This window comes from Actinomadura rubrisoli (assembly GCF_004349215.1).
Lineage (GTDB): Bacteria > Actinomycetota > Actinomycetes > Streptosporangiales > Streptosporangiaceae > Spirillospora > Spirillospora rubrisoli.
Map to the genome: position 1 here is coordinate 1 of NZ_SMKU01000144.1, position 22,947 is coordinate 22,947.

The window sequence follows — 22,947 nt, forward strand, 5'->3', positions numbered from 1 at the left end:
GGACCCGGCTCCCCTGCCCTACCTGCGCTGCGACGAGCCGTGGGGGCTCGACCTGCACCTGGAGATCCTGATCAACGGCCAGGTAGCGGCGCGCCCGCCGTTCGCGTCCATGTACTGGACGTCACCGCAGCAGCTCGCCCACGCCACGGTCAACGGCGCGCCCCTGCGCACCGGCGACCTCTTCGCCTCCGGGACGGTCTCGGGCCCGGAGCACGGGCAGCGCGGCTGCCTGCTGGAGCTCACCTGGAACGGCCGGGACCCGCTTGAGCTGCCCGACGGCACCAAACGCGTCTTCCTGGAGGACGGCGACACCGTCACGATCCGCGCCAAGGCCCCGGGCGCCTCCGGCTCCGTGATCTCCCTAGGCGAGGTGACCGGCACCGTCCAACCTGTGCTTATTCAATCCCGGCCCAGCGGCCTCGCCTAGCGGCTCGCCCGCTGACCGTGCTTGTGCGAGCGCGAATCGCTTCGCGATCTTCCCGGGGATGCTCGCCTTCGGCTTCGCATCCCCGGTCAGGTCGCGCGCTCGCGTGACGGCTGAGGGCGTGAGTGGCTGAAGGTGTGGCGGGCTGAGGGCGTGGGAGCGCGACGGCTGAGGTGTGAGTGGCTGAGGGCGCGAGTGGCTGAGGGCATGGAGGGCTGAGGGCGTGAGAGCGCAACGGCTGAGGTGTGGATGGCCGAGGGCGTGGGTGGCCGAGGGCGTGGGCGCGGGACGGTGAATCAGGCAGGGATGACCAGGGCGTTGGCTATGGCGGCGAGTCCTTCGCCGCGGCCGGTGAGGCCGAGGCCGTCGGTGGTGGTGGCCGAGACGCTCACGGGGGCGCCGCCCAGGGCCTCGGTGAGGGTCTTCTCGGCCTCCGCGCGGCGCTTGCCGATCTTCGGACGGTTGCCGATGATCTGGACGGCCGCGTTGCCGATGGTGAAGCCCGCCTCGGCGGCGAGCCGGGCGGTCTCGCGCAGCAGCGCGACGCCCGAGGCGCCGGACCAGCGCGGGTCGTCGGTGCCGAAGACGGCGCCGAGATCACCGAGCGCGCAGGCCGACAGGAGGGCGTCGCAGACAGCGTGCGCGGCGACGTCGCCGTCGGAGTGCCCGGCCAGCCCGTGGCCCTCGCCGGGCCATTCGAGCCCGGCGACCCAGAGCGGGCGCGGCTCCGACGAGAACGGGTGGACGTCGGTTCCGACGCCCACCCGTGGAAGCCGTGCGCTCAACTCAGCTGGCCAGAACCTCGTCGAGCAGAGCCTCGGCCTTGTCCTCGTTGGTCTTCTCGGCGAGCGCGAGCTCGCTGACGAGGATCTGCCGGGCCTTGGCGAGCATGCGCTTCTCGCCGGCCGACAGGCCGCGCTCCTTGTCGCGACGCCACAGGTCGCGAACGACCTCGGCCACCTTGTTCACGTCGCCGGAGGCGAGCTTCTCAAGGTTCGCCTTGTAACGGCGCGACCAGTTGGTGGGTTCTTCGGTGTAGGGTGCGCGAAGCACCTCGAACACCTTCTCCAGACCCTCCTGGCCGACGACGTCCCGGACACCCACATCCTCGACGTTCTCGACCGGGACCTGCACTGTCAGGTCGCCCTTGTCGACCTTCAAGACCAGATAGGTCTTTTCCTCACCTTTGATGGTGCGAGTCTCGATGGCCTCGATCCGAGCAGCCCCATGGTGGGGGTAGACGACGGTGTCGCCGACCTGGAAAGTCATGTGACAAGTACCCCTTCCGCTAGAACCAGACTAGCACGGAAACCAGCGTGGCTGAACCGGCCTTAGCGGCATATGCCCAGGTCAACCCCCTTATTGGGGTATTGACAAAGCCCCTTAATGGTGCATCCGGCCCTTGTTCGCGATACACAGCGTGACGGACAGACTACACCGATCCCGGCGCACCGCCTTTACCGGGAGCGGACCCGCGCTTACAAGAGTCCCCTGTGGAACGCGCGGAAGCGCCGCATACTGGAAGGTGAACATGCCGGGCCGCGCGGGTACGAAGCGCCCGGAAGGGAGCGAAAGGGGCGAGGCGGCCGCAGCGGAGACGCGTGCGGCGTCCGGCCCCCGCGACTGGAAGCTGATGGTTGTGGGTTTGAAGGTTTGAGGGTTGAGGGTGAGGTGCGGCGTGAGGCCAGACGGCGACCCGGAGCCCGATGACTACGGGCTCCCCCGCATTGACGTCGTCGTGCCCGATGACGCCCGCGAGCTCGACCGCGATGTGGTCGCCTACCGCCGCGAGGAGCGCCGCCGGCGCCGCAGGGCGCGGGCCCGGCGGCTCGCCGGGCCGCTCACCCGGTTCGGCGTCGCCATCCCGATCATCGCGGGGGCGCTGCTGATCGCCCTCGTGAGCGGGGCGCTGATGACCGCGTTCGGGCCCCGTCCCACGCCGCGTCCGACCGCCGCGCAGCTCGCGCCCCGGCCGCCCGGGAGCCCCGGCCGCGTCGGCGGGACGCTGCCGTCCGGCGAGGTCGACCTCGTGGCCCGTGAGCACACCCGCACGCAGCTCAGCGACCTGCGCCCGGGGGTGATCGGCATCGTCCCGCCCGGCTACCGGTGCGAGGCCGTGGTGGCGGAGCTGGCGGGCAGGACGCAGGAGTTCAGGCTCAGCTTCTGGCTCGTCGCCGACCCGCGTCCCGCCGCCGGACGCCCCGGCCTGTCGATCAAGGACCTGAGGGCGTGCGCGGGCACCGCCCACGGCGGGACGCCCCAGATCCTCGAAGACCGGAGGGGCACACTGGCGAACGCCTACGTTCCCGCGCCCAGCACATCGTCCGCCTCACCCGGCGGTGGGCCCGCCTCACCCGGCGGCGCGCCCGGGCCGTCCGCGGGCGACGGCGCCCTCACGGCCGTGTTCGTCCAGCCGGACGGCGTGGTCAACGACGTCGTGCGCGCCCCGAGACCGGGCGGGGACCTCACCGAGAAGGTCAAGTCGCTGCGGTCCGGCTGACATTCTCGGTCGTGTCGTCCACCCCGGGGCGGGACTTCCGGGTAGGCATCGATACGCTTCCCCTGGCGTATCTCACGCCGCTTCCGATACTTTCCAACGTCATTTTCGCGAGGAGACCGACGCCGTGATCCGAAACAGCCGTCGAGTGGTCGCGCTCGCCGTCGCGGGCGCCGTCGCCGTCGCTCCGGTGATCTCCGGCTGCGGCGCCGGCGGCGAACCTCAGACCGCCGCTCCCACGCAGCTGACCGAGGGCGTCAACGTCTCGGTGCCGAAGGACAAGCCGGAGGCCGCGCAGGTCGAGATCCGGAACATGTTCCTGCTCGGCCCGAAGCCCGGCATGTCGTTCGGCCAGGGCAGCTCGCTGCCGCTCTACGCCACGGTCATCAACCAGGTCAAGGGCAGGCAGGACCGGCTGCTCAACGTCACCTCGTCGAACTTCGCCCAGCCGCGGATCACAGGCGGCTCGGTCGTGCTGCCGCCGGCCCAGCCGTCCGGCCAGGGCAGCGCGGTGCGGCTGATGGGCCAGGCCGCCGCGCCCTCGCCGAGCCCCGGCGCCACGGACTCCGGCAAGCCCGACAAGAAGAAGACCAAGAAGCCGGGAGCCGAGCCCTCGGGCACGGCGACCGCGCAGCCGTCCGGCGGCGCGACCGCGCAGCCCTCCGGCGGCGCCTCCGGGCAGCCGTCCGGCGGCGCCACGCCTGAGCCCACCGGCTCGGGGGCGGCCCCCAACACGACCTCGACGCCCGAGTCGAGCAACACGCCGTCCGCTCCGGCGACGGACCCGTCCGTCCCGGTCGCCCCGCCGGGCAAAGCGCCGCTGGTCGTGCTGACGGGCCTGAACCGGCAACTGCTCGGCGGCGAGCAGGTGACGGTGCGGCTCCAGTTCGAGCAGGCCGGGACGGTCGACGTCACGGTGCCGGTGATCCCGCAGCAGGGCGAGTACGTCGCCTACACGGCGGTTTCGGCCGGTGTCCCGGCGCCGGGCGCGTCGATCACGGCCCAGCCGTCCGAGGGCACAAGCCCCGGCGCGACGCCCGGCCATGGCGCGACGCCAAGCCACGGCGAGAGCGTGGAGCCGGGCCAGCCGGGCTCCACGAGCCCGCCCGCGACCCCGGCCGCACCCGAGGGCTCGCAGGAGCCGGGCACCGGCCACTGATCCAGCCCGCGCACGACAGAACGGCCCGCTGACCTGCGGGCCCTCAAGCGCCTACTTACAAGGCGTGCTTGGATCATTACATGTTGTTACTATGGGGGTGTCCGATCCGTACGCCGCCCGCCGGTGCCGGTGGTGCGGCCCGTAGGAGAAGGAAGCCCCCCGCCATGAACAACACTGTCGCGCGTGCCGTTCTGGTAGGCGCTGCCGCGCTGGCCTTCACCGGCCTGGCCACCGGCTCCGCGTCCGCCACTACCACCACCCCCGCGGCCGCAAGCGCCCACGCTCCCGCTCCACAATCGCTGCGCGCCCAAGGCGGCCTTGGGGACGTCGTCGATGACCTCCTCAAAAGTGTCGGGGGCTCGCTGGAGGGCCTCCTCGGCTAAAGCTTGAGAGCCCGGCGCCGATGACGTCGGCAATCGAAGCGCGCAGATCCTGATGCGGAACCACGGGGTTTTGTGATCCCGTAAGCCGGGTGGCGACCCGGCGTCCATTGCGACCTGGGCCCGGCCGCCTGTTGGCGGCCGGGCCCAGGGAAGCGGACGCCCGGTGCCACCCGACCGCCGACCGGCTCCGGGCCGCGCGGGATGTCGTCAGCGGCGAGGCGGTTCTTCGTTGCTGAGGGCGAGCGTGGCGACGCTGGTGGCCCGCATGTGTCCTCCGCTGTGGCGATCATGAGAGCACATGCAGGTCACAACGACTCTAGGGCTCGAACTTGTAGCCCAGGCCGCGGACGGTGACGATGTACCGCGGTGTGGACGGGGTGGACTCGATCTTGGCGCGGAGGCGCTTGATGTGGACGTCCAGGGTCTTGGTGTCGCCCACGTAGTCGGCGCCCCACACCCGGTCGATGAGCTGCATGCGGGTCAGGACGCGGCCGGCGTTGCGCAGCAGCACCTCCAGCAGCTCGAACTCCTTGAGCGGCAGCTGGACGGAGTCGCCGCCGACGCTGACCACGTGCCGCTCCACGTCCATGCGGACGGGACCGGCCTCCAGCGTCGCGGGGGCCAGCTCCTCGACCTCGCCCTGGCGGCGCAGGACGGCCCGCATGCGGGCGATCAGCTCGCGGGTGGAGAACGGCTTGGTGACGTAGTCGTCGGCGCCGAGTTCGAGGCCGACGACCTTGTCCACCTCGCTGTCCTTGGCCGTCAGCATGATCACGGGGACGCTGGACTTGGCGCGCAGCTCCCGGCACACCTCCGTGCCGGGCAGCCCGGGGAGCATCAGGTCGAGCAGCACGAGGTCGGCACCGTTGCGCTCGAAGATGTCCAGCGCGTCCGGGCCCGTGGCGGCGACGGCCACCTCGAAGCCCTCTTTGCGCAGGTTGTACGACAATGCGTCGCTGAACGACTCCTCGTCTTCCACGACGAGCACGCGGGTCACGGTGTTGCCTCCCGGGCGGTGTCTTTCATTGCGGCCCCTTCGGCGGGGCGGCGGCCGCCCCTGTTGGTGTTCATCGCGCCGTTCCTCAGGGGTTCTGTGGGGCAGGGTGGACGATCGAAGCGCCACCGCCGCCGGTGGCGGGGGCCGTGGCCCCGGATCCGGCGGCGGGCTTGGTCTCGGAGTCGGCGGTGGCTGGGGACGCGCCGGAGCCGGACGGGTCGAGCAGCGGGAGCCGGATCGTGAACGTCGACCCGGAGCCCTCCTTGCTCCACACCGTGACCTCTCCGCCGTGCTTGGTGGTGACGTGCTTGACGATGGCCAGGCCGAGGCCGGTGCCGCCGGTCTGGCGGGAGCGGGCGGGGTCCACCCGGTAGAAGCGCTCGAAGATGCGCTCCACCTCCCCGTCCGGGATCCCGATGCCCTGGTCGGTGACGTTGATCTCGACGTGGTGGTCGTCGCACCGGCGGGTCGCGACGACGACCCGGGTGTGCTCGGGGCTGTAGGCGACGGCGTTGTCGATCAGGTTGCGGAGCGCGGTGATCAGCAGCTCCTCGTCGCCGCGCACCTTGAGGCCGTCCTCGCCGCCGGTGGTCAGCTCGATGTCCTTGGCGGACGCCTTGATCTGGCAGCGGTCGAGCGCCTCGACCGTCACCTCGTCCAGGCCGACGGGGTGCAACTCGGGCAGCGGCTCGTCGCCCTGGATCCGCGACAGGGTCATCAGGTCCTGGACGAGGTTGGTCAGGCGCACCGACTCGTGCTGCATGCGGCCCGCGAACCGGCGGACCGCCTCGGGATCGTCGGCGGCCCCCTCGACGGTCTCGGCGAGCAGGGACAGGGCCCCGACCGGGGTCTTGAGCTCGTGGCTGACGTTGGCGACGAAGTCGCGGCGGATCGCCTCGGTGCGGCGCAGCTCGGTGAGGTCCTCGGCGAGCACGAGGACGAGGCCGTGGGAGCCGAGCGGAGCCACCCGGACCGCGAACCAGCGCCCGTCGGCGCGGCTCCGGCCGCGTCCGGGGCCGACCTGGATCTCGGTCTCGCGGATCTCCCCGTCGCGCCGGACGAGCCGGGCCAGCGCCAGCAGCTCGTCCAGGACGAGCCGGTCGCCGCTGACCATGCCGAAGGCGCGTGCCGCGGAGCTGGCGCGCAGCACCCGGTCCTCGCCGTCCACCACGACGGCCGAGGACCTCAGGACACTGAGCACCGAGGCGACCCCCGGTGGCAGCCCGCCTACGGGCGCCGCCGGGGTCTTCGCCTGCTGGGCTCGCTCGCTCACGCGCACCGCCAATCCAGTCGCGAGCCCGATGGCGAGCCCGGCAAGACCCGTCAGACTCGCGACAATCTCGACCTCCACACCACGGATCGTAAGCGGCTTTCGGTCCTGGGCCGCCCCAGGGGGCCATACGAGACGGTCTCGTTCTCCGAAAGTTCACCTTCTTCTATGGGACGGTTCATGCTGGTCAGGCACGATGTGGCGTGGGCGAGTCCGTCCGCCGGCCAGGTGGGGCGTCCCCTTTCGCCCCATCCGCCCGAAAACTTCACCCCCGTTACCCCGAACTCGCATCAAGGGACCCCGAATTGCGCGACGCCTACCACGAGGATCTCGACTCCCTCTCCGACAAGCTGGTCGAGATGACCCGGCTCGTCCGCTCGGCGATGGCCCGTGCGGTGACCGCGCTGCTGGACGCCGACCTCCGCCTGTCCGAGGAGGTCATCAGCGGGGACGAGCACGTCAACAAGATCGACTCCGAGATCGAGGAGACCGTCTTCGACCTCATGGCCCGCCAGCAGCCCGTCGCCGGGGACCTGCGCACGCTGATCACCGCGCTGCGCATGAGCGGCGACCTGGAGCGGATGGGCGACCTCGCGGTGCACATCGCCAAGACCGCGCGCCGCCGCCACCCGGAGTCGGCCGTCCCGCCCGAGCTCCAGGCGACCGTGCTGGAGATGGGCCAGATCGCCGAGCGCATGATCGCCAAGACCGGCAGCGTGATCGCGTCCCAGGACGTCGAGATGGGCCTGGAGCTGGACGCCGACGACGACCAGATGGACCGGCTGCACCGCCGCCTGTTCGACATCCTGCTGTCCCCGAGGTGGAAGCACGGCGTCGAGCCGGCCGTGGACATCTCCCTCGCGGGCCGCTACTTCGAGCGCTTCGCCGACCACGCCGTCCATGTCGCGGAGAATGTTGTCTACCTCGTGACGGGCCAGCGCCCGGAAGAGATCCAAGACGCCGACTGAGCCATCTCGCACACCCACAGGAAGAACCCGCCGTCACCCTGGTGACGGCGGGTTCTTTCTTCTGCGCGCGGGTTACTTCTTCTTTTTCGCGCCCTGGTTCTTGACGGCTTCGATGGCGGCCTTGGCGGCGGCCGGGTCGAGGTACTCGCCGCCGCGCTTCAGGGGGGCGAAGTCGTCGTCCAGCTCGTAGACGAGGGGGATGCCGGTGGGGATGTTGAGGCCGACGATCTGCTCGTCGGTGACGTCGTCCAGGTGCTTGACCATGGCGCGCAGGGAGTTGCCGTGTGCGGCGACGAGGACGGTCTTGCCTGCGGCCAGGTCCGGGACGACCGAGTCGTACCAGTACGGGAGCAGGCGGTCGACCACGTCGGCGAGGCACTCGGTCCGGGGGATCAGCTCGGACGGCAGTTCGGCGTAGCGCAGGTCGTTCACCTGGGACAGGGGGTCGCCGTCCTTGATGGGCGGCGGCGGGGTGTCGTAGGAGCGGCGCCAGGTCATGAACTGCTGCTCGCCGAACTCCTCGCGCGTCTGGGCCTTGTTCTTGCCCTGGAGCGCGCCGTAGTGCCGTTCGTTCAGGCGCCAGGAGCGGCGGACGGGGATCCACAGCAGGTCGGCCACGTCCAGCGCGATGTTGGCGGTGCGGATGGCCCGCTTCAGCAGCGACGTGTGCACCACGTCCGGGGTGATGTCGGCGTCGAGCAGCAGGTCGCCGCCCTTGGTCGCCTCGCTCTCGCCCTTCGCCGACAGGTCCACGTCCACCCAGCCGGTGAACAGGCCCTCGGCGTTCCAGACGCTTTCACCATGCCGGAGCAATACCAGGGTCGCCATGGGACCACAGCCTATCGGCCCGCAGGCCGCTACTCGCGGTTGGCCGGGTCGGCGAAGGAGGCGAACGCCTGGAGGTTGGCGAGGCTCTCGCCGCGCTTGACGCGCCAGTCCCACTCGCGCTGGATGGAGGACTTGAAGCCGCGTTCGAGGGCCTTGTCGAAGTTCTCGTCGGAGTAGGTGAGGACGCAGCCGAGGAGCCGGTCGATCTCGTCGGGGCTGACGGAGGCGAGCGGGACCTTGCCGACGAGGTGGACGTCGCCGACCTCGTCCAGGGCGAAGGCCACCCCGTACATGCGGCCGTTCTTCTCCAGCAGGAACCGGTAGAACCCGGCGTGGTTCTCGTCGGGGCGGCGGCAGAAGAACGCCTCCACGTGCAGGCTGTGGTCGCCGACCATCAGCCACGTCATGGTGGCGAGCTTGTGCCGGCCGGGCAGCCGGACGAAGAACGCGTTCTCGCGCGGCTCGTCGTACTCCAGGCCCGCCGCGTCCAGCGTCTCCCTGATGACCTCCACCTCGCTCATGCCGACACCTCCGCGGTGAGCGGCGGGGACGGGGCGGGCGGCGGGATGCGGACGGCCGGGAGTGACATGGCTCCGGTATACACCTCCAGGAGGCGGTCCACGGTGGCGTCCCACCCGAAGCCCTGGGCGTGGCGCACCGCGCCGCGGGCCAGCCGGGCGTGCAGGCCGGGCTCGGCGTGCAGGCGCCGCAGGGCGGCCGCGTAGTCGGCGGGGTCGTGGCCGGGGATCAGCATTCCGGACTCGCCGTCCGCGACGGCCGTGCAGAGCCCGCCGACGCAGGACGCGACCACCGGGGTCCCGCACGCCTGCGACTCCACGGCGACGAGCCCGAACGACTCGTTGTGGGACGGGACGACGGTGACGTCCGCGGCCCGGTACCAGTCGGCCAGCTCGCCCTGCGGGCACGGCGGCTCGAAGCGGACGACGTCGGCGATGCCCAGGTCGGCGGCCAGTGCCTGGAGCCCCTCTGGACGGGACCGCCCGCTGCCGCTCGGGCCGCCGACGACCGCGACGACGAGGCGGGAGCGCAGCGCCGGATCGCCCGCGAGCATGCGGGCGGCGGCGCGCAGCAGGACGTCCGGGGCCTTGAGCGGCTGGATCCGTCCGACGAACAGGAGCACGTACGCCTCGCGCGGCAGGCCGAGGCGGCGGCGCGCGGGGCCGGTGCGATGCGGGAGGAGTCCGGCGCCGCGGGCCAGCAGCGGCGACTCGGGGCGGAACAGGGACAGGTCGACGCCGGGGCTGACGGTCGCGACCCGCGCGGGGTCGGCGCCGTACAGCTCGATCAGCTCGCGGGCCTCCTCGGCGGTGTTGGCGACGAGCTGGTCGGACGAGGCGACGACCTGTTCCTCGCCCGTCACGCGCTCGGCGGGCTCGGGCCTGTCGCCGTCCGCCAGCGCGGCGTTCTTCACCTTCGCCATCGTGTGCATGGAGTGGACGAGCGGGACGCCCCAGCGGCGCTTGGCCGCCCATCCCGCCTGCCCGGACAGCCAGTAGTGGGTGTGGAGGAGGTCGTAGTGGCCGGGTTCGTGGGACGCCTCCGCGCGCAGGACCCCGTTGGTGAAGCCGCACAGCTGGCGGGGCAGCTCGGACTTGTCCAGTTCCTCGAACGGCCCGGCGACGACGTGCCGGACGAGCACGCCGGGGGCCAGCTCGGCGACCGGGGGGAGCGCCCGCGAGGTGGCGCGGGTGAAGATGTCGACCTCGATCCCGCGGGCCGCCAGGCGCCGGGCCACCTCGACGACGTAGACGTTCATGCCGCCCGCGTCGCCCGTACCCGGCTGGTCAAGAGGGGAAGTATGAACACTGACCGTCGCAACCCGGTTGATACGACGCGACACCGGACACCACCTCCGGTAGTGCAACCTATCGACCGCGGTAGGTGTTCCCGTGGCACGGGCGGCAACCGTCGCGCCCGTCCATGGTGACCATCCTCACCTCCCCGGCGGGCGATCTCGCGTGGGACCGGTGCGCCTGGGAAGCTGGGCGCATGCGTAAGACCGCGGTAGTGACCGGAGCAAGCAGCGGGATCGGGGCGGCCACGGCCAGGCGCCTGGCGGCGGAGGGGTTCAGCGTCGTGCTGGCGGCCCGGCGGCGGGACCGCCTCGACGCGCTGGCCAAGGAGATCGCCGAGACGGTGCCGGGCGCGGGCGCCGGGCAGGGCGGCCGGGTCGTCCCGATCGAACTGGACGTGACCTCGCAGGAGTCGGTGGACGCGCTGGCGGCCGCGATCGGCGGCTGCCACGTCCTGGTCAACAACGCCGGGGGCGCGCTCGGGCTCGACAGCGTGGCCACCGCCGACGTGGACGACTGGCGGGACATGTACGAGTCGAACGTGCTGGGCCTGGTCCGGGTCACCAAGGCGCTGCTGCCGAAGCTGATCGAGAGCGGCGACGGGCATGTGGTGAACATCACGTCCCTGGCCGCGCACGTCCCGTACGAGGGCGGAGGCGGCTACAACGCGGCCAAGCACGCCGCGTACGCCGTGAACGAGGTGATGCGCCTGGAATTGGTGGCCGAGCCGGTCCGCGTGACGGAGGTCGCGCCGGGGATGGTGCGGACGGAGGAGTTCTCGCTCGTGCGGTTCCGCGGGGACGAGACGAAGGCCGCCAAGCCGTACGAGGGCGTCCCCGAGCCGCTGGTCGCCGACGATGTCGCGGACTGCGTCGCGTGGGCCGTCACCCGTCCCTCGCACGTCAACATCGACCGCATCGACGTCCAGCCGCGCGTCCAGGCCGCCCCCTACAAGCTCCACCGCGAGCCGTGACCTAGGGCGGGGCCACCGATCGCCAGGGGAGGGTGACCTCGCCCCGGCGCCAGCGGGCCCTGCCGCCGTAGGGCGGACGTGTGAGGACGGGGTGGGACGCGGCCAGCAGCGCGACCGCCTCGGTCCAGCGGGCGCGGGGGCCGAACGCCGAGTGCGGTGCCGCCGTCGCCCAGCAGCGGTCGAACGCGACCAGGAATTCGTGGACGGGCTCTCCCGGGACGTTCCGGTGGATCAGCGTCTTGGGCAGCCGTTCCGCCAGCGTTGACGGGCGGTCGAGCGTCGGAAGGTGCGCCGCGAACGTGATGGTCTGGGGGCCGTCCGGTGTGAGGGCGGCCCACACGGCGCGGCGCCCGATCTCGTCGCAGGTGCCCTCGACCAGGACGCCGCCGGGAGCGAGGCGGGAGCGCAGGCCGTCCCAGGCGTCCCAGGCCGCCGCCTCGCCGTACTGGCGGAGCACGTTGAACGCCCTGACCAGCGCAGGAGGCCGTGCCACGGGCAGCTCGAAGCCCCCGCGCCGAAACGACAGCCCCTCGGGCGGGTCGTCCCGCATGGCGGCCAGGAAGGCCGTCCCCGCGGCGACCCGCTCGGGCTCGATCTCGATGCCGACCACCTCCAGGCGCGGCGAGACGGCCCGGAGCCGGGTGTAGAGCTCGAAGGTGGTGACGGGGGACGCGCCGTATCCGAGGTCGACGGCCAGCGGAGGCTCACCGGCGGGCCCGGCCGAGCGCAGCGCGCCGGTCTGGGTGGCGGCGATCCAGCGGTCCACCCGCCGCAGTCGGTTGGGCGCGGTGGTGCCCCGCGTCACCTCCCCCTGCGGCTTCTGCGTCCGGACCACCCGTCAATTGTCCTCCTGCCCGCACGCTCCTCCACTGAACGAAATTCCGTTCTAGTTCGTTCAGGCCTGTACGCGGCCCGCCGGCGCACGCGATCCTGGCGGCATGCCGGACCTGCGCACGCTGCTCGCCGACCTCGCCGCCGAGGGCGACTCGCTGGACGCCCTCGTCGCGCCGCTGCCCGCCGCGCGCTGGGCCGACCCGACGCCCGCCGAGGGCTGGACGGTCGCGCACCAGATCGCCCACCTCGCCTGGACGGACGGGCAGTCCATCGTGGCCGCCACCGACGCCGGGGCGTTCGCCGGACTCCTGGAGAAGGCGATGGCCGACCCCGGCGGCTACGTCGAGGAAGGTGCCGCCGAAGGCGCGGCCGAGGAGCCCGGGCGCCTCCTCGCGCGCTGGCGGGACGGGCGGCGCCGCGTCGTCGAGGCCCTCGCCGCCGTCCCGCAGGGCGCGCGCCTGCCGTGGTTCGGCCCGCCGATGGGCGCCGCGTCGATGGCGACCGCGCGTCTGATGGAGACCTGGGCGCACGGGCAGGACGTCGCCGACACCCTCGGCGAGCGGCGCGAGCCGACCCACCGGCTCCGGCACGTCGCGCACATCGGCGTCCGCGCCCGCGACTTCGCGTTCCGCAACCGCGGCCTGGCCCCGCCGGACCGGGAGTTCCGCGTCGCGCTGACCGGCCCCGGCGGCGAGGAGTGGACATGGGGACCCGCGGACGCCGCGCAGTCGGTCACCGGGCCCGCGCTCGACTTCTGCCTCCTGGTCACCCAGCGCCGCCACCGCGACGACCTCGGCCTGTCGGCGCGCGGCGCCGACGCCGGGCGCTGGCTCGACATCGCCCAGGCATTCGCCGGCCCGCCCGGCGGCGGACGCCCGCCCCAGGGCCAAGCGTCCGGAGGCCGAGCGTCCGCCACGGCCTGAGAATTCGATCACTGTTCGTCCCGACCGCGTTCGAGCGCGCCGGTTCCGGGAGAGATTCTGGGGCATGACAGTTCTCATTGCCTTCGACGGATCTGACGACGCCCGCACCGCTGTGACCTACGCCGCCCGGCACATCAAACCGGAGCCGGTGGTCGTCCTCACCGTCTGGGAACCGCTGCTGGCCCAGATCGCGTGGGCGCCGCTGGCCGCGGCGACCCCCGTGACGACCACCGGTATGCCGGACGACAAGTTCGAGGAGGAGAAGCAGGCCGAGCTGCTCGCCAAGCGGGGCGCCGAGCTGGCCGCCGCGGCGGGACTGACCGATGTCACGCCGCGCGCCGAGCGCGGGAACGGGCCGGTCTGGGCGACGATCGTGGACATCGCGGACGAGCTGGACGCATCACTGATCGTCACCGGTTCCCGGGGCCTGGCGGGTGCCCGCTCGGTGCTGCTGGGCAGCGTCTCGACCCGTGTCCTGCATCACGTCCACCGGCCGACGCTGGTCGTCCCGCCGCCGAGGAAGGACGAGCGGTAGCTCAGGACTCCTCGACGGCACGCGCGAATGCGTCGTAGGCATCCCGGGTGAACAGCACGAAAAGAGCGTCGGAAACCTTGGTGGGCGTCGATCGGACGGTCCCGACCGCGATCCGGGCGGCGTCATCGACCGGCCAGCCGTAGATTCCCGCCGATACCGCGGGGAAGGCGACGGAGGCGACGTCCAGGTCGTCCGCCACGCGCAGGGACTCGCGGTAGCAGGAAGCCAGCAGGTCAGAGCGGTCCTCGGTGGCGGAGTAGACGGGGCCGACGGTGTGGATGACCCACGCGGCGGGCAGCCGGCCGGCGGTGGTGGCGACCGCCTGGCCCGTCGGCAGGCCGCCCCCGTACTTGCTCGCGCGCAGCTTGCGGCAGTCGTCCAGGATCTCAGGACCGCCCTTGCGGTGGATGGCGCCGTCCACCCCGCCACCGCCGAGCAGGGACGAGTTGGCCGCGTTCACCACCGCGTCCACCTGCTGTTCGGTGATGTCGCCCCGCACAAGGGTGATCTCCATGCCCGCCGTTCCTCCTGCGTCGCGATCCGCCGCCAGATGGAAGAATTATCCTGCTCGGACGGTGCGAAACGCATCATGCCACCCTCCAGCGGTACGCTCGTGACGGACGGGCATCCGGGGGCGGGTGTGCGGCCCGTCCACCTCGCGCCCGGCGGCAGCCACGGAAACCTCCGTCCCAGAGCCGGGCGTGACCTGGAGAGAGTCTCTGCCTATCCTGCGTCGAGACGACCACAAAGGCGTGAAAGTCGTGGAGGTACCCCCTTGAAGATCCTTCTCGCCGGTGCGGCCGGAGTCATCGGCCGCCGGCTGCTCCCGCAGCTCGTCCGGGCGGGCCACGAGGTCGCCGGGACGACACGCCACGAAGAGCGCGCCGGGACCATCCGCGGCCTCGGTGGCGCCCCGGTCGTCGTGGACGCCCTGGACGCCGAGGCCGTCCGCAAGGTCGTCGAGGCCGAGCGGCCCGAGGCGATCATCCATCAGCTCACCGATCTCGGCTCCGAGGACTTCGCGGCGAACTCCCGCCTGCGGATCACCGGCACCCGCAACCTGGTGGACGCCGCGCGGGCCGCGGGCGTCCAGACCATGATCGCCCAGAGCATCGCGTGGCTGTACGTCCCGAGCGACGCCCCGGCCGTCGAGACCGACCCGCTCGACCCGGCGCTGCCCCCGTACACGGGCATCGCGGCGCTGGAGGAGGCCGTCGGCGAGATGCCGCACGGCGTCGTCCTGCGGTACGGGGCGCTCTACGGTCCCGGCACCTGGTACGCGCCGGACGGCGCGATCGCCAAGCGGGTCCGGGCGGGCAGCCTGGCCCTGACGCCCGCGTGGACGTCGTTCGTGCACGCCGACGACGCGGCGTCCGCCGCGCTGGCCGCGCTCGACTGGCCGTCCGGAGCCGTCAACGTCGTCGACGACGAGCCCGCCACGACGGCCGACTGGCTGCCGGTCTACAGCGCGGCTCTGGGCGCCCCCATGCCGGGGACCGCGCGGCACGCCGCCGCCACCGGACGCCCGGTGTCCAACCGCAAGGCGCAGGGGCTCGGGTGGAAGCCGCAGGTTCCGTCGTGGCGCACCGGCTTCGCTCAAATGGGTTGAAGCGCGCACTCTCGTCGGAACGTGACATAAGCCGCTGATCACCCGAATTGGAAAGAACGCTTCGCCAGCCCGTACCAGTAGCCGTCGATGACCGCCCGCCGTCCCGCGGGCGCGTCGGCGGGCGCACCGGCGGGCGTCCCCGCGTGGGCGGGCGTCTCCGCGTCGGCGCCGAGCGAGACGAACAGCGGCGCGAAATGCTCGGTCCGCGGATGGGCGATGTGCGCGGCGGGGGCCTTGGCGCGGAAGTCCAGCAGGGCGTCGATGTCGCCGCCCCGGACGGCGCGGTCCGCCCAGTCGTCGAACTCCACCGACCACGCGGGCGCCGGGCCGTCCGCCTCCGGCGCCTCCTCGCGCAGGTTGTGGGTCGTGAAGCCGCTGCCGACGATGAGGACGCCCTGGTCGCGCAGCGGGGCGAGCTTCCGGCCGATCTCGAAGAGCCGCTCCGGCTCCAGGGTGGGCAGCGACATCTGGAGCACCGGGATGTCGGCGTCCGGGTACATCTCCACCAGCGGCACGTACGCGCCGTGGTCGAGCCCGCGCCGCTCGTCCTGGTGCGCGCCGGGGACGAGTTTGAGCACGTCCTCGGCCAGCGCGGGGGCGGAAGGCGCGTCGTAGCGGACGCGGTAGTAGCGCTCGGGGAAGCCCCAGAAGTCGTAGACGAGCGGCACCGGCCGCGTGGCGGACACGGTCAGCGGCGCCTCCTCCCAGTGCGCCGACACCATCAGGATGGCCTCGGGCCTCGGTAGGTCCGCCGCCCAGCGGGCCAGCTCGTCGGTCCACACGGCGTCGTCGGCCAGCGGCGGCGCCCCGTGGCTGAGATACAGCACCGGCATCCGGCTCATGTCGTCCCCCAAGATCATGCCAAGTCCGGCTACCAACGTAACCGTTAAAACTTGAACCTTCAAGGCTTGAGGCTTCAACTAACTCGGTAGACTGGGACCATGACCGACACGCGATGGCTCGACGAGGACGAGCAGCAGACCTGGCGCGCGTTCCTGTGGACCTCCCGGCTGCTCAACGAGGCCCTCGACCGCCAGCTCCAGCGCGACTCGGGCATGCCGCACGCCTACTACATGATCTTGGCGATGCTGTCGGAGGCGCCCGGCCGGGCCCTCACCATGACCGAGCTGGCCGAGATCGTCCACTCGTCCCCGAGCCGCCTCTCGCACGCCGTCAACCGGCTGGAGGAGGCCGGCTGGGTGCGCCGCGCCAAGCACCGCACCGACCGCCGCACGACGATCGCCGAGCTGACCGACGACGGCCTCGCCGTCCTCGCCGAGGCCGCGCCCGGTCACGTCGCCGAGGTCAGGCGGCACCTGTTCGACCCGCTGAGCCGAGACGACATGCTCCGGTTCCGCGAGACCCTGCACGCCCTCCTCGCCTCCCTCGACCCCGACCACGAGGCCCCCTGCGCCGACGGCAAGGGATAGGGGCAGCACCTGACGCCTACGCGAAGTCCACGGTGTGCGATGACGCGTCGGGGTGGGCGGCGCGGAGGAGGCGCGTGCCCTCCTCGGTCAGGGCCGCTCGCTCCGCGTCCGGGACGGGGGAGAACGGGTCGATGCGCAATGTCGCCGCGCCGCGCTTCTTCTCCATCTTCCACATGCCGTGGACGAAGCCGTCCACGAGGAACGTCGCCCGGATGATGCCGTTGACGGTGAAGACCCGCTTGCGGTGCTCCTCGGTGATGATCCGGGCGCGGTCGGCGTGCGAGAGCAGCAGGTTGTCGAAGTCGGGGACGAACCGCACGGGCGCCGGGGTGTCCGGGTCGGGACGGGGCGCGTCGGGCAGGTCGTACAGCGTGCGGCCGTTCTCGTCCTGGAACACGAGCAGCCGGGGCAGGAGGTGCTGGAACACCTCGCCCAGCCGGGTGAGGCCCGACCACTGCTGCGCGTCCTGCACCGATGCCGGGCCGAACGCGCCCAGGTAGCGCAGCACCATCTCGTCGATGGACGGCTCGGGGACGGGCGACCCGTCCAGCCAGGCGTCCAGGGTGGTGTGCCGGGCGAGCCCCGATGCGCCCCAGATGCCGCGCGGCGGGACCTGCGCCAGCGGCAGGACGCACCGGACCGCCCAGCCGAGCAGTTCGGCGTCGTGGTCCGGCCACCGTTCGGCCAGCACGTTCCTGAGCTCCTTGTCGGAATGCGGCTCCTTTTCCAGCAGCGTCCGGGCCCAGGCGGCGACGGCGGGGAGATCGACGCCGTCGAGGTCGGCGCCCCGCCGGCTCTTCCGGTAGGAGTCCAGGATGGGCTGGGTCAGCGGACGCAGCGCGAGGGCGTCCCGTGCGCTGACGAGGTGCAGCGTGCCGCGCATCAGCACGACACGGACGAGGCGGCGGTCCTCCATCAGCCCGCCCACCTCGTCGAACGCGAAGCCCTCCAGGCGGCTCCACAGCCCGATGTACGGCGGGTTCGGCGCCTGCGACTGCATGCCGACCAGATGCTCGACCGCCTCGACGGCGCTCGTCTCCCGGCGCCGCAGCAGCATCTGCCGGGCGAGCAGGGCCCGGTTGAGCGCCCGCCGCCTGAGGACGGGCGGCGGTGCGGCGTCAGTCGTCATAGCGCCCCCTCAGCTCCTGCCACGTGGGAGGGGGGCCGGGGAGCTCCTCGGCGTCCGTCCGGTGCAGGGCGTCCAGCATCAGGGCGAGATAGCGGTGCTGCAACTGGTTCATCCGCGCGTCATCGCCGATCCGGATCGTGTGCAGATGCTCCAGCAGGACGGAGATGTCGCCCACCTGGATCTCGGGGCGGAGCACGCCCGCGTCCTTCAGGCGGTCCAGCAGCCGCTGCGTGGCGAGGTGGATCTGCCGGCCCTTGTCGCTCATCGCCTCGGTGACCTCGAAGCTGCCCGCGAGCCGCATCGTGAGGGAGCCCGCCCCGATGTCGAGGCAGCGGCGCATGAAGCCGGTGAACGCGGGCCACGGGTCGCCGTCGTCGGCGAGGGCCGTCTCCACCTCGGCCAGGTAGCGGTCCATCCCGTCGTCGGCGAGCCGCTGGAGCAGGTCCTCCTTGCTCTTGTAGCGCCGGTAGAGCGCGCTGATCCCCACCCCGGCGTGCTCGGCGACCGCCGAGATGGGCGCGCCCGGGTCGGCGGTGAACACCGCCCGCGCCGCCTCCCGGATGAGGTCGTCGTTGCGCGCCGCCTGCGCTTTGCGCCCGCTCATGGGCGCTCGTGCCGTGGTGTCCATGCCGCCCATCATAGGGGAACGAAGAATTCCGTTCTACTCATTCCTGCGTCGGGCGGGGAAAGGCGCTGGTGACGCGGCTCAATTACCATCGCGGCCATGACCGATGCCGAGGGAACGGCCGCGCGTCCGCAGACGCTTCCCGGGACGCTGACCTTCCAGCTGGTGACGCTGGGGGCCATCGCGACCGACCGGTTCACCGAGGCGCTCGCGCCGCTCGGCCTCAAGCCCAAGCACGCGGGCCTGATGACGGTGGTGAGCCGCGGCCTCGCGGCGTCCCAGTTGGAGGCCGCCGCCGCGATGGGCGTCGTCCCGAGCCTGGTGGTCTCGCTCGCCGACCACCTGGTCAAGCTCGGCGCGATCGAGCGCGTCCGCGATCCCCGGGACCGGCGGCGGCAGGTGCTCACCCTCACCCGCCAGGGCCGCCGGCTCCTGGAGCAGTGCGCCGCCGCGGCCCGGTCCGTGGACGACGAGCTCGCGGCGGCCCTTCCCGCCGAGCAGCGCGCCGCCTTCGCCCGCTCGCTGAGCGACCTGGCGGGCCGCGCCGGCCTTCCCACCGCCTGATCCGGCCGGGCCGGCGGGTCCGGGGCGTCCTTGGTGAGTCAGGTGGCCATGGCGGTCCTCACTTCGGCCAGCGTCGCCTCCGCCACCGCGTTGGCCCGGGCGTTTCCTTCGGCCAGGACGGCGCGCAGGTGCGTCCGGTCGGCGGCGAGGTCGGCCCGGCGGGCGCGGATGGGGCGGAGGAACTCGTTGACCGACTCGGTCACCACGCGCTTGAGCCCGGCGGCGCCGCCGTCGCCGATCTCGGCCGCCACCGCGTGCGGGTCGCGGGACTGGCAGAGCGCGGCCAGCAGCACCAGGTTAGACACCTCGGGACGGGTCTCGGGGGCGTAGGCGATGCGCCGGTCGTCGTCGGTCCGCGCGCGCTTGATGAGGCGGGCGGTCTCGTCCGGGGTGGCCGACAGCGCGATGGCGTTGCCGCGGCTCTTGCTCATCTTCTGCCCGTCCGTCCCGAGCAGGCTCGGCGCGGCGGACAGCAGCGCGTCCGGCACCGGGAAGACGGGCCCGTACCGCTCGTTGAAGCGGCGCGCGACCGTCCGGGTGATCTCCTGGTGCGGGAGCTGGTCCTTGCCCACGGGGACGAGGTTCGCCTTGCAGAACAGGATGTCGGCGGCCTGGTGGACGGGATAGGTGAACATCAGCCCGCTGACCGCCGCCTGCCGGGACGCGGCGATCTCGTCCTTCACCGTGGGGTTGCGGCGCAGCTCGGCGATCGAGACCAGCGACAGGAACGGCAGCATGAGCTGGTTCAGGGCGGGGACGGCGCTGTGCCGGAAGACCGTCGCGGTGGACGGGTCGATCCCGGCGGCGAGGTAGTCGGCGACCAGGCCCTCGACGTGCTCCCCCAGGTGGTCGGCGACGTCCCGGTCGGTGAGCACCTGGTAGTCGGCGACCAGGACGAACAGCTCGACGCCCGCGCGCTGCAGCCGGGCGCGGTTGGCGAGGGTGCCGAAGTAGTGGCCGATGTGGAGGGGGCCGGTCGGGCGGTCGCCGGTCAGGATCCGGAACGATCCGGGTTCCGCGGCGATGCGTTCTTCGAGCTCGCGGCTGCGGTGCTCGGCGGCACGCAGGGTATCGGTCTCGGCGGGGGCGGCGGTCTGCATGGGTCTCTCCTGGTGGTCGGGGGCTCGTCCGGCCGGACGGCCGTCCCCGGGTCACCGAGAAGAGAAAGGGCCGTCCAGTGGACGGCCCGGGGCATGCGTGAGCTTCGGCCGTCCTAGGACGGCCACCAGCCCAGGCACGCGGTGCGCTTCATGGCCCCAAGCATAGCGCCCAAGATAGGAAGGTCGGCAGATAATCCGGGACGGGACTAGTTGGGTACGCTGGGGGCATGACCGCCATGGCCCCCTCCCGTACCGAACCTGACCTGTCGTTCCTGCTCGACCACACCAGCCACGTGCTGCGGACGCGGATGACGGCGGCGCTCGCCGAGATCGGGCTGACACCGCGCATGCACTGCGTCCTCGTGCACGCCCTGGAGGAGGAGCGCACGCAGATCCAGCTCGCCGAGATCGGCGACATGGACAAGACGACCATGGTCGTGACGGTGGACGCGCTGGAGAAGGCCGGGCTCGCCGAGCGGCGCCCGTCGTCCAGGGACCGGCGGGCCCGCATCATCGCCGTCACCGAGGAGGGCGCGCGGGTCGCGGCGCGCAGCCAGGAGATCGCGGACGGCGTCCACCAGGCGGCCCTCGGTGCGCTTCCCCGCCAGGAGCGCGAGGTCTTCCTGAGCGCCCTGAACCGCCTGGTCACCGGGCATCTGGCCGCACCCGCCGAGAACCCGCGGCCGGTGCGGCGGGCGCGGGAGCGCACCAAGTAGGACCGTCAAGGATCGTCTGTTACGAAACTATCTGCTACGGTTTCTCCTGTGTCCCCCGACCAGGAGATGACCATGTCGCAGACCCCCTCCCCCGCGCCCGGCGCGCGGTGGGCCATACCCGGCACGCGGTGGCCCGTGCTCCGCTCGCGGTGGGCCGCGCTCGCCGTGCTGTCCACCTCGATGCTCATGACGATCCTGGACGGCAGCATCGTCACCGTCGCGATGCCGTCCATCCAGCGCGATCTCGGCTTCACGCCCGCCGGGCTCAGCTGGATCGTCAACGCCTACCTGATCCCGCTCGGCGGCCTGCTGCTCCTCGCCGGGCGCCTCGGCGACCTCGTCGGCCGCAAGGCGCTGTTCATCGCCGGGAACGCGGTGTTCACCGCCGCCTCCCTGCTGGCCGGCGCGGCCGGCGGCCCGGGGCTGCTGATCGCCGCCCGGTTCCTGCAAGGCGTCGGCAGCGCCCTGGCCTCGGCGGTCGTCCTCGGCATCCTCGTGACGCTGTTCACCGGCGCCCGCGAGCGGACGAAGGCCATCGCGGTGTTCAGCTTCACCGGAGCCGCGGGCGCCTCCATCGGGCAGGTCCTCGGCGGGATCCTCACCGACGCGCTGAACTGGCACTGGATCTTCCTGATCAACCTGCCGATCGGCCTCGCCACGATCCTGCTCGCCCTCCCGGCGCTGCCCCGCGACCGCGGGATCGGCCTGGGCGCGGGCGCGGACGCCCTCGGCGCGCTGCTCGTCACGTCCGGGCTGATGCTCGGCGTCTACACCGTGGTCAAGGTCGAGCGGCACGGCTGGCTGTCGGCGCACACCCTCGGCCTCGGCGCGGTGTCGCTCGTCCTGCTCGCCGGGTTCGCCGCCCGCCAGGCCACCGCCGCGAACCCGCTGATGCCGCTGCGGATCCTGCGGTCCCGGAACGTCTCGGGCGCCTACGCCGTCCAGGTGCTCACGCTGGGCGCCATGTTCTCCTTCCAGGTCGTCGTCGCCCTCTACATGCAGAGGGTCCTGGGGTACGGCGCGCTCGGCACCGGCCTGGCGATGCTCCCGGCGGCCGTGGCCATCGGCGCGGTGTCGCTGCTGGTGTCCGCGCGGCTCTCGCACCGCTTCGGCGAGCGCGCCGTCCTGCTGGCCGGGCTGGTCCTGCTGATCGGCGCGATGGGCTGGCTCACCCGCATCCCGGCGGACGCGTCCTACGCCGCCGACCTGCTCCCGGTGATGGTGCTCATCGCGGGCGGCGGGCTGGTACTGCCCGCGCTCACGGCGCTCGGCATGTCCAGCGCCCGCCCGGACGACGCCGGGCTCGCGTCCGGACTGTTCAACACCGTCCAGCAGATCGGCATGGCCTTCGGCGTCGCGGTGCTGACCACCCTGGCCGCCTCCCGCACCGAGGCCCTGCGCGCGGACGGCCGGACGGAGGCGTCCGCGCTGACCGGCGGATACCACCTGGCCTTCACCGTCTCGGCGGGCCTGCTGGTGGCCGCCTTCGCCGTCGCCCTCACCGTCCTGCGGCAGCCGAAGCCCGTCCAGGACGAGCAGGACACCGCCCCCGCCCCCGCGTCCATCACCGCCTGAAGGAGACCACGATGCCCGAGTACGGCCCCGGCCAGGGACCCGGCCCCAAGCCCATCACCGAGGAAGACCTGTCCGCGATTCTCGGCGAGCAGCGGTTCGCCGTCCTGGCCACGAACAAGAAGAACGGTCACCCGCACGTCTCGACCGTCGTCTATTCCTGGGACCCGGCGGAACGCGTCGTCCGCGTCTCGACGACGGCCGGGCGCGCCAAGGTCGCGCAGCTGCGGGGCGACCCGCGCGCCGCGCTCCACGCCTCGTCCCCCGACCACCTGGCCTTCGCCGTGGCCGAGGGCACGGCGGAACTGTCGGAGATCAGCGAGAAGCCCGGCGACGCGGCCGGGCTCGAACTGCTGGCCATGACACCGGGCTTCGCCGATCCCGCCGACGAGCGGGCGTTCCTGAAGCAGATGGTGAAGGACCGCCGCCTCGTGATCCGCCTCCGCGTCACCCGCCTCTACGGAACCGTCCTCCTCGCCGGGCGCCTCGGCGACCTCGTCGGCCGCAAGGCGCTGTTCATCGCCGGGAACGCGGTGTTCACCGCCGCCTCCCTGCTGGCCGGCGCGGCCGGCGGCCCGGGGCTGCTGATCGCCGCCC

General features: G+C 72.4%; 27 protein-coding genes. 14 read left to right on the plus strand and 13 right to left on the minus strand.

Going from position 1 to position 22,947, the window contains the following annotated elements; genetic code table 11:
• A partial coding sequence (locus E1298_RS24805; RefSeq protein WP_207944814.1) for a fumarylacetoacetate hydrolase family protein occupies positions 1-427 on the plus strand: 427 nt, incomplete at its 5' end.
• Positions 428-720: 293 nt separating this feature from the next.
• On the opposite strand, the gene ispF is transcribed toward E1298_RS24805, so the two are convergent.
• Complete coding sequence (gene ispF, locus E1298_RS24810; protein WP_207944815.1) at positions 721-1,188, minus strand: 2-C-methyl-D-erythritol 2,4-cyclodiphosphate synthase; 468 nt, start codon at positions 1,186-1,188, stop codon at positions 721-723.
• Between the two features lie 22 nt (positions 1,189-1,210).
• On the minus strand, positions 1,211-1,693 hold the full coding sequence (locus tag E1298_RS24815) for a CarD family transcriptional regulator (RefSeq protein WP_067459337.1): 483 nt from the start codon (positions 1,691-1,693) through the stop codon (positions 1,211-1,213).
• A 409-nt stretch (positions 1,694-2,102) separates the two neighbouring features.
• On the opposite strand from E1298_RS24815, the gene E1298_RS24820 reads away from it, so the two are divergent.
• From E1298_RS24820 to E1298_RS24830, 3 genes are all read left to right on the plus strand, one after another.
• Entirely contained in the window at positions 2,103-2,924 is an 822-nt protein-coding gene (locus E1298_RS24820; protein ID WP_131897259.1) for a hypothetical protein, read from the plus strand.
• A gap of 124 nt (positions 2,925-3,048) precedes the next feature.
• Entirely contained in the window at positions 3,049-4,080 is a 1,032-nt protein-coding gene (locus E1298_RS24825; RefSeq protein WP_131897261.1) for a hypothetical protein, read from the plus strand.
• 164 nt (positions 4,081-4,244) lie between these two features.
• Positions 4,245-4,463 (plus strand): hypothetical protein, encoded by a 219-nt coding sequence (locus E1298_RS24830; protein WP_131897263.1) that lies wholly within the window; start codon positions 4,245-4,247, stop codon positions 4,461-4,463.
• A 316-nt stretch (positions 4,464-4,779) separates the two neighbouring features.
• Here E1298_RS24830 and E1298_RS24835 read toward each other — a convergent pair whose 3' ends face one another.
• Positions 4,780-5,451: a winged helix-turn-helix domain-containing protein gene (locus E1298_RS24835; RefSeq protein WP_481726137.1), complete on the minus strand. Its 672-nt coding sequence runs from the start codon at positions 5,449-5,451 to the stop codon at positions 4,780-4,782.
• Positions 5,452-5,545: 94 nt separating this feature from the next.
• Positions 5,546-6,811, minus strand: a complete 1,266-nt coding sequence (locus tag E1298_RS24840; protein WP_131897267.1) for a sensor histidine kinase — start codon at positions 6,809-6,811, stop codon at positions 5,546-5,548.
• A 224-nt stretch (positions 6,812-7,035) separates the two neighbouring features.
• Here E1298_RS24840 and phoU point away from each other — a divergent pair, with 224 nt between their 5' ends.
• Positions 7,036-7,698 (plus strand): phosphate signaling complex protein PhoU, encoded by a 663-nt coding sequence (phoU, locus tag E1298_RS24845; RefSeq protein WP_131897269.1) that lies wholly within the window; start codon positions 7,036-7,038, stop codon positions 7,696-7,698.
• A gap of 72 nt (positions 7,699-7,770) precedes the next feature.
• On the opposite strand, the gene E1298_RS24850 is transcribed toward phoU, so the two are convergent.
• The 3 genes from E1298_RS24850 to mshA are packed head-to-tail and all read right to left on the minus strand — an operon-like array spanning position 7,771 to position 10,387.
• Positions 7,771-8,526: a phosphoglyceromutase gene (locus tag E1298_RS24850; RefSeq protein ID WP_131897271.1), complete on the minus strand. Its 756-nt coding sequence runs from the start codon at positions 8,524-8,526 to the stop codon at positions 7,771-7,773.
• Positions 8,527-8,555: 29 nt separating this feature from the next.
• Positions 8,556-9,047: a type III secretion system chaperone family protein gene (locus tag E1298_RS24855; protein ID WP_131897273.1), complete on the minus strand. Its 492-nt coding sequence runs from the start codon at positions 9,045-9,047 to the stop codon at positions 8,556-8,558.
• Positions 9,044-10,387 carry a D-inositol-3-phosphate glycosyltransferase gene (mshA, locus tag E1298_RS24860; protein ID WP_131897275.1) on the minus strand — a complete coding sequence of 448 codons (1,344 nt, stop codon included), beginning with the start codon at positions 10,385-10,387 and terminating at the stop codon, positions 9,044-9,046. The genes E1298_RS24855 and mshA overlap by 4 nt, the downstream gene beginning before the upstream one ends.
• Positions 10,388-10,536: 149 nt before the next feature.
• Here mshA and E1298_RS24865 point away from each other — a divergent pair, with 149 nt between their 5' ends.
• On the plus strand, positions 10,537-11,313 hold the full coding sequence (locus E1298_RS24865) for an SDR family NAD(P)-dependent oxidoreductase (RefSeq protein ID WP_131897277.1): 777 nt from the start codon (positions 10,537-10,539) through the stop codon (positions 11,311-11,313).
• 1 nt (position 11,314) lies between these two features.
• Here the strand turns inward: E1298_RS24865 and E1298_RS24870 are convergent, their stop codons facing one another.
• The gene (locus E1298_RS24870; RefSeq protein WP_165975650.1) at positions 11,315-12,148 is read right to left on the minus strand and encodes a class I SAM-dependent methyltransferase; all 834 of its coding nucleotides are present in this window, start codon (positions 12,146-12,148) and stop codon (positions 11,315-11,317) included.
• A gap of 103 nt (positions 12,149-12,251) precedes the next feature.
• Here E1298_RS24870 and E1298_RS24875 point away from each other — a divergent pair, with 103 nt between their 5' ends.
• Positions 12,252-13,070 (plus strand): TIGR03084 family metal-binding protein, encoded by an 819-nt coding sequence (locus E1298_RS24875; protein ID WP_131897279.1) that lies wholly within the window; start codon positions 12,252-12,254, stop codon positions 13,068-13,070.
• Positions 13,071-13,134: 64 nt separating this feature from the next.
• Positions 13,135-13,605, plus strand: a complete 471-nt coding sequence (locus E1298_RS24880; protein ID WP_131897281.1) for a universal stress protein — start codon at positions 13,135-13,137, stop codon at positions 13,603-13,605.
• 1 nt (position 13,606) lies between these two features.
• Here E1298_RS24880 and E1298_RS24885 read toward each other — a convergent pair whose 3' ends face one another.
• Positions 13,607-14,119 carry an O-acetyl-ADP-ribose deacetylase gene (locus E1298_RS24885; protein WP_131897283.1) on the minus strand — a complete coding sequence of 171 codons (513 nt, stop codon included), beginning with the start codon at positions 14,117-14,119 and terminating at the stop codon, positions 13,607-13,609.
• Positions 14,120-14,380: 261 nt separating this feature from the next.
• Here E1298_RS24885 and E1298_RS24890 point away from each other — a divergent pair, with 261 nt between their 5' ends.
• Positions 14,381-15,214 (plus strand): NAD-dependent epimerase/dehydratase family protein, encoded by an 834-nt coding sequence (locus E1298_RS24890; RefSeq protein ID WP_131897285.1) that lies wholly within the window; start codon positions 14,381-14,383, stop codon positions 15,212-15,214.
• Between the two features lie 38 nt (positions 15,215-15,252).
• Here the strand turns inward: E1298_RS24890 and E1298_RS24895 are convergent, their stop codons facing one another.
• Positions 15,253-16,056, minus strand: a complete 804-nt coding sequence (locus E1298_RS24895) for a dioxygenase family protein (protein ID WP_131897301.1) — start codon at positions 16,054-16,056, stop codon at positions 15,253-15,255.
• Between the two features lie 99 nt (positions 16,057-16,155).
• Between E1298_RS24895 and E1298_RS24900 the strand changes: the two genes are divergently transcribed.
• Positions 16,156-16,644 carry a MarR family winged helix-turn-helix transcriptional regulator gene (locus E1298_RS24900; protein ID WP_131897287.1) on the plus strand — a complete coding sequence of 163 codons (489 nt, stop codon included), beginning with the start codon at positions 16,156-16,158 and terminating at the stop codon, positions 16,642-16,644.
• A gap of 16 nt (positions 16,645-16,660) precedes the next feature.
• On the opposite strand, the gene E1298_RS24905 is transcribed toward E1298_RS24900, so the two are convergent.
• Together E1298_RS24905 and E1298_RS24910 are read right to left on the minus strand one after the other, a co-directional pair.
• The gene (locus E1298_RS24905; RefSeq protein WP_131897289.1) at positions 16,661-17,773 is read right to left on the minus strand and encodes a winged helix DNA-binding domain-containing protein; all 1,113 of its coding nucleotides are present in this window, start codon (positions 17,771-17,773) and stop codon (positions 16,661-16,663) included.
• Entirely contained in the window at positions 17,763-18,401 is a 639-nt protein-coding gene (locus E1298_RS24910; RefSeq protein WP_243725780.1) for a TetR/AcrR family transcriptional regulator, read from the minus strand. The genes E1298_RS24905 and E1298_RS24910 overlap by 11 nt, the downstream gene beginning before the upstream one ends.
• Positions 18,402-18,497: 96 nt before the next feature.
• Here E1298_RS24910 and E1298_RS24915 point away from each other — a divergent pair, with 96 nt between their 5' ends.
• Positions 18,498-18,962: a MarR family winged helix-turn-helix transcriptional regulator gene (locus E1298_RS24915; protein ID WP_131897291.1), complete on the plus strand. Its 465-nt coding sequence runs from the start codon at positions 18,498-18,500 to the stop codon at positions 18,960-18,962.
• Positions 18,963-19,000: 38 nt separating this feature from the next.
• Here the strand turns inward: E1298_RS24915 and trpS are convergent, their stop codons facing one another.
• Complete coding sequence (gene trpS / locus E1298_RS24920) at positions 19,001-20,062, minus strand: tryptophan--tRNA ligase (protein ID WP_131897293.1); 1,062 nt, start codon at positions 20,060-20,062, stop codon at positions 19,001-19,003.
• Between the two features lie 227 nt (positions 20,063-20,289).
• Here trpS and E1298_RS24925 point away from each other — a divergent pair, with 227 nt between their 5' ends.
• The 3 genes from E1298_RS24925 to E1298_RS24935 all read left to right on the plus strand — a co-directional run.
• A complete protein-coding gene (locus E1298_RS24925) occupies positions 20,290-20,778 on the plus strand; it encodes a MarR family winged helix-turn-helix transcriptional regulator (protein ID WP_131897295.1) in 489 nt (162 codons plus the stop codon).
• A gap of 72 nt (positions 20,779-20,850) precedes the next feature.
• Positions 20,851-22,353, plus strand: coding sequence for an MFS transporter (locus E1298_RS24930; RefSeq protein ID WP_207944816.1), 1,503 nt, complete (start codon positions 20,851-20,853; stop codon positions 22,351-22,353).
• 11 nt (positions 22,354-22,364) lie between these two features.
• A partial coding sequence (locus tag E1298_RS24935; protein WP_131897297.1) for a pyridoxamine 5'-phosphate oxidase family protein occupies positions 22,365-22,947 on the plus strand: 583 nt, incomplete at its 3' end.